This is a genomic window from Campylobacter sp. BCW_4332, from assembly GCF_001763175.1.
In the GTDB taxonomy this organism is placed as follows: domain Bacteria; phylum Campylobacterota; class Campylobacteria; order Campylobacterales; family Campylobacteraceae; genus Campylobacter_D; species Campylobacter_D jejuni.
Map to the genome: position 1 here is coordinate 1 of NZ_MJYF01000060.1, position 2,456 is coordinate 2,456.

Annotated in this window: 1 protein-coding gene and 1 pseudogene; both read right to left on the bottom strand. The window is 33.3% G+C overall.

All coding sequences use genetic code 11. The features are described 5' to 3' along the window. Positions 1 to 1,530: flagellin (locus AJN64_RS06225; protein WP_070292816.1), on the bottom strand; the 1,530-nt coding region annotated here is incomplete at its 3' end. Positions 1,531 to 1,625: 95 nt separating this feature from the next. After that, positions 1,626 to 2,456 (bottom strand): annotated as a pseudogene (locus tag AJN64_RS06230) (motility associated factor glycosyltransferase family protein); the annotation flags it as partial.

The window sequence follows — 2,456 nt, forward strand, 5'->3', positions numbered from 1 at the left end:
TTGATTTTGCACCGAACCAATGTCTGCTCTGATTTGATCAAGATTTGTTATAGCAGTTTCTGCTATATCCATCACAGCCATAGCGCCTTTAAGTGTAGTTACACCTGCAGTTTCTTCCTTAACTCCAAAAGCAGTTGTTTTCATAGTTGCGAATTGAGAAAGATTTGATCCTGATGAAAAACCTGAACCTGCAGATACATTATAAACTGCTGAAAGTTGAGAAGCAGCTGAAATAGCTATCGCGGATCCGGCTATACTTGCAGAATAATTTTTCCCACTACCTACAGAATAACCTGAACCTGACGAAAATCCACTACCAGCACTACTCATATAAGCAGAAACAGAAGAATATCCTGCTAAAATATTTTGTTTATTTGCAGAACCAAAACCCATAGCATCAGCGACATTAGCATCAATTTGACCTTTTGACTCTCTTAGAGAAACAGAAGCTTGAGATACGAATTGACTTGCACCAAAACCAGCAAAACTAAGTCCTGAACCACTGATTAAAATATCTTTACCATCATTTTTTACCAAAGATAAACGACCATAGTTTTCTTTCATATCGGCATTGATAAAAGCACCACCACCTATACTTCCTTCGATTTTAATTCCTCTACCTTCTCTTGAAGTGAGCAAAAGTTTACCATTTTCATCTATAGAGGCTTCTACTCCTGTAGTATCTTTTACAGAGTTGATTGCAGAAACTAAAGCACCATTGCTATCACCATCTTTGTATTCTATCTGACCGATTTTTACCCCATTAATAGTAAAATCCTCTCCAGTACTTCCCGCTTTAACCGCAGCCATACCTCGAGTCTCTACTGTAAAAGTAGCCCTAACACCTGTTTTATCGGCATTTTTATTTATTTCATCAGCTAAAGCCCCAAGTCCTGTTCCAACTGAGGTTGAAATCACAACTTTTTGAAATTTAAAATCATCTATGCCGTTATAGTTTTTCAAAGTAAATTGCACTTCACCACTTTGAGAAATTCTTCCTCCGGTTTCAAAGCGTGTTAAACCGATTTTAGAAGATTGAGTTGCTCCTATGGTAGCCTTTACAGTTTGATTTGAACTTGCACCGATTTGAAATTCTTGATTGATAAAATTACCACTTAAAAGTTGTTTACCATTAAATGAAGTAGTATTAGCGATATTATCAAGTTCTTCCATCAAGCGGTTAATATCTGCTTGAAGCATAGTTCTTGTTTTTAAGCTTTGTCCATCTTGAGCTGCTTGAGTTGCCTTAGTTTTAATAGTATCTAAGATTTTAAGTTGCTCATCCATAGCCTTATCTGCAGTTTGTAAGATACCTAAAGCATCGTTACCATTTGATATAGCTTGACCTAAAGTATTAGCTTGAGATCTTAGACTATCTGCTATCGCCATACCAGAAGCATCATCTGCGGCTGAGTTGATTCTAAGACCTGAACTAAGTCTTGCAAGTGATTGATCTAATGCTTTGCTGTTTAGATCAGAGTTTGCTTTTGCATTTAATGCTGCAACGTTTGTGTTAATACGAAATCCCATTTTAAATCCTTTTAAAAAAATTCAAGCTCATCCATGAACTTGTTACATGCTATATCGTGCAATCAAAAAAATATTTTATACTTTGGTGTTAAATTTTATACTTTTAATAAAGATTTATATTTTTGCTCTAGTTTTTCTATAAAATAAAGCAACCATTCATCATAAGCTTTGATATAAGCACTGATAAAACTAACTTTATCTTGAATATGAAGCCTAAGTACATCAGCGATAAATTTTCCACGATAAGCAAAGGCTCCTCTTAAAACTTCATCTTGTATAAACTCATCTTCATCTAAAGAGTGATTGAAATTTTCTATATTTTGATAAACTTTTTCTAAAAATTCCAAAGGTAAAATAAAATCTTTACTGAGTATATTTTCTAAAATTTGTTTTAAAGCTAAAGCATCATTTAAAAATCTTTTAGCATTATCTTGATCTTTTTGTATTTTTTCTTTGAATTTAACTAGGAGTTTGTCACTTCTATTTTTAGTTAAACTTTTTGGAAGTTCAAATTTAGGTTTTTCTTTTGTAAGGAATTTTTCACAACATTCTTTAAAGGAAAGTTCTTCTGTAAAATTAATCCTTGCTCCACCTTCAGTGGCATTGTAAAATTTAGTTTCTTTACTGTTGCAAGCAAAAAGATATTCAAGTTTTATGCGATAATCATTCCAAGTTATATGAGTTAAAACTTCACCTTTACCTGCATAGGCGGGGACTTTAAGTTTGTCTATATTTTCTTCACCGCTAAATTTCTCCCCAAAATCAAAACCTTTTGAGTGTGAATTTCCTTTTTCATCAAAAGCTAAATCTTGCCCTATCATGATAATATTTTTAAATCCTAAAGCCAAAGCTAAAGTATAAGAAAAATGACTCACATGAGTACCTGTATCAATATAGCCAAAGTCATTAAGATTGAAGCGTTGGTA